3 protein-coding genes are annotated in these 4,462 nt (G+C 42.9%); 2 read left to right on the top strand and 1 reads right to left on the bottom strand.

Annotation, left to right across the window (positions count from 1 at the left end; translation table 11 throughout):
- Nucleotides 1–645 (top strand): DAK2 domain-containing protein (locus IEV91_RS21415; RefSeq protein ID WP_188499458.1); only part of this gene is annotated, 645 nt, incomplete at its 5' end.
- Nucleotides 646–1,046: 401 nt separating this feature from the next.
- On the opposite strand, the gene IEV91_RS21410 is transcribed toward IEV91_RS21415, so the two are convergent.
- The gene (locus tag IEV91_RS21410) at nucleotides 1,047–1,796 is read right to left on the bottom strand and encodes an acyl-[acyl-carrier-protein] thioesterase (protein WP_229745688.1); all 750 of its coding nucleotides are present in this window, start codon (nucleotides 1,794–1,796) and stop codon (nucleotides 1,047–1,049) included.
- A gap of 357 nt (nucleotides 1,797–2,153) precedes the next feature.
- Here IEV91_RS21410 and IEV91_RS21405 point away from each other — a divergent pair, with 357 nt between their 5' ends.
- The gene (locus tag IEV91_RS21405) at nucleotides 2,154–4,355 is read left to right on the top strand and encodes an EAL domain-containing protein (RefSeq protein ID WP_188499457.1); all 2,202 of its coding nucleotides are present in this window, start codon (nucleotides 2,154–2,156) and stop codon (nucleotides 4,353–4,355) included.
- The last annotated feature ends 107 nt before the right edge of the window (nucleotides 4,356–4,462 follow it).

The raw sequence follows: 4,462 nt of genomic DNA, 5'->3' as shown, positions 1-4,462 counted from the left end.
ATGGATCGCTGGCCTTCCCAATTATATCAAGGCTTATTTGTCGATTTCACTCTGCGAAGTTTGAGTAAGTTAGATTCCCATGCGGGTGACGGTGATTTTGGGTCAAGTGTTGCGAAAGGCTTCAAGCAGCTTAAGCGAGAATGGAAGTCCATCCTAGAACAAGATGCGACCACGATTGGGCGTTTTCTTGATGCATGTTCCATGGTGATTATGGAATATTGCGGTGGGGCGTCAGGACCTATTTGGGGCGGTGCCTTCCGAGCGGCAAGCAAAGCAACAGGTGACCAGTGTGAGCTCACAGTCGAAGCTTTCGCTGATATGCTCCAAGCAGTGGTAAAAGGGATACAAGCTATCGGTGAACGTTCCTTTGGTCGAGGCGCAGATGTAGGTGATAAGACACTGATCGATGCCCTAGTGCCTTGTGCCAATGCATGGTCAGAAAGTGCAAAGAATGGCGACAGCGTTAAGACTGCATTTGAAAAAGGCGCAGCAGCCGCTGTCCAGGGTGCTGAGCAGACAAAAGATATTGTAGCCCGAATGGGACGCGCAGGTACCGTCGGTGAAAGAAGCCTTGGGTACCCCGATGCCGGCGCCCATGCCCTCGGCGTCATCTTCACCGAACTCTCACACTCCTTGCGGGACTAGGGGACAGGTTTACTGTCCCAAAAACCGGGACAGAGGGTCAGGTTTATTGTCCCAAAAAATAAAACGCGGTCCATTCCTTATAATGGCTGGTAAGGATAACGTAGCCTATTAAAGCTTTCAAAGGAGGGCTAGCACGCTGGTTCTCTTTTAAGAACATTGGATCTGGGATCATTCCGCTATTAAATGCTAAATCTAAAGCCATAATACAAGAAGCCATCTCAAAGTTCTAAAAAAGGATGATTTGAGATGGCTTCATCTTTTTGTTTGAAGAAAAATCATTAATAAACCGGAAAGGAATATAGGAGTCATCGGCCCCTTTTCTAATGTGCTATACAAGTCCGTTGGGTTTCTAACATTAACTTTCAGTGGGACGTGGGACAGTAAACCTGTCCCACGTCCCATTAATCAATCGTGATTAAGGATTTAAAAACGACATGATGATTCATTTGATTAATACCTTCAATATATATAACCTGTTCATTGCTTTTCGACACATCTTTATAAAGAGCAATGGTGTCTCCAGGTAATGCTTCTTGATTAAAGTTAAGGTCGATAGTGTGAATGGTATGTTTTTTGTGTTCGTCAATAGTAAAGCAATCCATAATGTAATCGACATATTTGGAATTATTCAGATGGCCATTGAAATCAATGTCACTATAACCGATGACTTTTTGATACACTGATTCTAAATGACCAAAGTCCTTGAGTTTTGCTAACTTCCCTTCAATAGCACGCTCTGTTCTTTTTTCTGGGTAGTGGATGTTAATAAAGTCACTTCGCTTTATTTTTCTTTCCTTAATATCCATAATCACCCACTTCGAGACAGCCTTTATAATGATATTGCCATTTGCGTCTTTGACAAAGAAATCCCGATCAAACTCAGCTTTACCGGGTTCAAGAGGCCAGGTCTCAATGGTTATTTCCTCATCCCAAATAGGCATCCGTATAATATCAACGCAAATCCGCGTTAAAATCCATGAAACACCGAATGTTTTCTCCAAGGTTTTAATGCCAAAGCCGAGTTCCTCAGAAGCTTGACTGGCGATATCCTGGAGGTAGCTAAATAAAGTACTTAGCCTTAACTTTTGTGTGAAATCAACATCACGAAGATCGATATGATAGTTTCCTTTAGTAAGAGATGATCCAGACACTATTTCCACGACTCCTTTGCTCTGTGTAGGTTTATTGTATCACGTTTGTGGACAGGCAAGCAGAAAAACGACCGTGACATATCGTTAAAAAGTAGAATACCGGAGCCCATCGATGCCACTCCCCTCCACCTGTCTTTATTATTAAATGCCTTCATAGTGAATAGAGGTGTGATAAATATCACAGAAACAATCTATAGGGAAGTTTTTAATGGAAGTAAGATCAAACCTCTTCTAAGAGGAAAGTGTTAGAAAATTTCATCCTGAGTATTTCTTGGATGTTGCATTGATAGGAAAACGGTGATTGATTTAAAACAGATAAAGCCTCGATTGGCATTCGAGATACGGAGGTTATTAACTTTGAATAGTCTCTTCCTAAATTTAATTGGGCAGACATGGCTTTTGTCCGCTCAATTGTTTTCTACACGAGAGTTTGAACAGTTGGCCGTACAACGGCTTTGGCCTAAGTACTCCATTTGGTTTACCATTCTTATATTCCCTATTGGACTTGCAATCGATGGTACGGTGCTTCATCTTGAGGTCTCTGTTGGAATCATGGGGATTTTATACGTTACGACCTGCTTCTTAAGCTCAAAAGTGTGGGAACATAGAGCTTTTGGTGTTGCTTTTTTACTAGCCCTTATCGGAATCAGCACGTGGACCTATGGGAAATTCTCTTATGTACTCACATATTCAGTTGCTTTTATTGCTCTAGTGATCATAGCCACATTGATATTACGAAAATATACGAATCTCATCGGCGTTGCCGTCAGTTTAACTCTCAGTATTTTAATGGAGTTGCTGATAAGCTTATATTTTGATAGCGGCCTTAAAGGGGTAGCAGTGACGTTGATGACGTCGATAATGTCTGGATTATACGTAGCCTATCGCTCGTTTCAGGATAATTGGGAAAAGGATACGAATGAGGCCGTCCAATATGATGCTTTAACCCAGGCGCTGTCACGCCGTGGACTTTCCACCTGGATTGAGAAGTGCAAGGCTAAGGGAGAGAGCGAGGGAATTATTATCTTTTGCGATCTCGATCATTTTAAGTGGATCAATGACACGTGGGGGCATGAGGTGGGGGACCGTGTGCTTAAAGCGTTTGTCTTTAGGATTTCTCAGGGCTTACGCGCTTCCGACGCCATTTCCCGTTTTGGTGGCGATGAATTTCAAATCTGGATGCCGATGAAAGGCTTGAGTGCACCTGAGGAGATTGTTCACCGATTACACACTCTGGCTTCACAAGGAACATACGAGATGTTACCTGATGGCAATGGACTAAAGATAGGCGTGTCTATGGGGTGGACGTATGGGTCTTTTACGGAAGAGAAAGCGAATGAGGCTGATTATGCCCTTTTAGAAGCAAAACAATCTGGAAAAAATCGAGTCTGTAAAGCATCAAGAGTCTCTAAGAGTGAAGGGCAATTGGTGAGGGAGAGGGATCCGCAGTTAATTTGGCTTAAAAATATTACCGAGTCTTTGTGGAGTGGGACGCACTATCCGTTTGTGCTGACAGATAAATCAGGAAGGATTATTGTGGCAAACGAAGCCTACGAACACCTTGTTGGCCGGAGCTTAAGTGAGTTGCTCGGGCATAAACCGGGGATTAATAGTGCCAAGAAAACCCCAAAAGCTGTTTATAAGCATATGTGGTCCAATTTAACCCAGGGTAAGCCGTGGAGTGGGTGTTTATTAAATAAGCGCGAGGATGGAACGGAATGGTGGGAGCTATGCGAACTTTTCCCTATTTTATTATCTGGACAAATTATTGGTTATTGGGGTTTGGCGCAAGAACTGGCTCATGCTCATTTTCCACCAGCACCTTTGCGCCATGATTATAAATGGTACGGCAATATTGAGTGGGCATTTCAGCCAATTGTAGATGTGCAGTCAGAAAATGTGACAGGATATGAAGCACTTGCTAGACCAACATGGGGAACTGAAGCGGTAGCCCCTGATATGTTTTTTAGGATTGCAGAATGCTTTGAGTTTCGGGAAAATGCTGATTGGGAGTGCATGGAAAGTCTTTTAGTGAGGCTTAAAACGGTATCCTGGCCAAACGGCAAGCGCTTATTCTTAAATGTATTTGCAGACACCTTTCAAAATCATGTGAGAATAACCAGTTGGTTGGAGAGGTTTTATCAGATCTTGCCTGACACGGTATGTGTATTTGAAATCTTAGAGCACCACGTTCATCCGATTGATTTGGACTTTTGGAAGGAGCTACAAGTCAAATACCCGCTTATTGAGTTAGCACAAGACGATTTTGGTATCGGTGAACAAGATCTTGTTCGTTTGGTTGAAGTCAAACCTGATTGGATTAAATTGGACCGTCAGTGGGTATCGACACTGTCGGAACACCCCGAAAGCCGCTCGTTGTTAGCGTCTGTTTCTAGATGGGCAGCAGAGGAAGGGTTACAGTTAATCCTTGAGGGTGTTGAAACGGAAGAAGATTCAAGGCTCACTTCATTGATTGGTATTCACCATGAACAAGGCTATTTTTGGAGCAAGCCTTTAAAGGAACCGAACTATGCACTTAGGCCAAAGGGTGTTCACTGAATATGTTCCTATAAACATCGGCAAAAAAGTCGACCTTATTCTGAAGTGCCCCCTGTCAAGTAGACAGTGGAAATAATAAAAAGGATTTAAGCGGCTTTAGTTCTATA

It is taken from the genome of Pullulanibacillus pueri (assembly GCF_014639255.1).
In the GTDB taxonomy this organism is placed as follows: Bacteria; Bacillota; Bacilli; order Bacillales; family Sporolactobacillaceae; genus Pullulanibacillus; species Pullulanibacillus pueri.
Note: the sequence above shows the minus strand (reverse complement) of the source record. Positions and strands in the feature narration are given on the sequence as shown.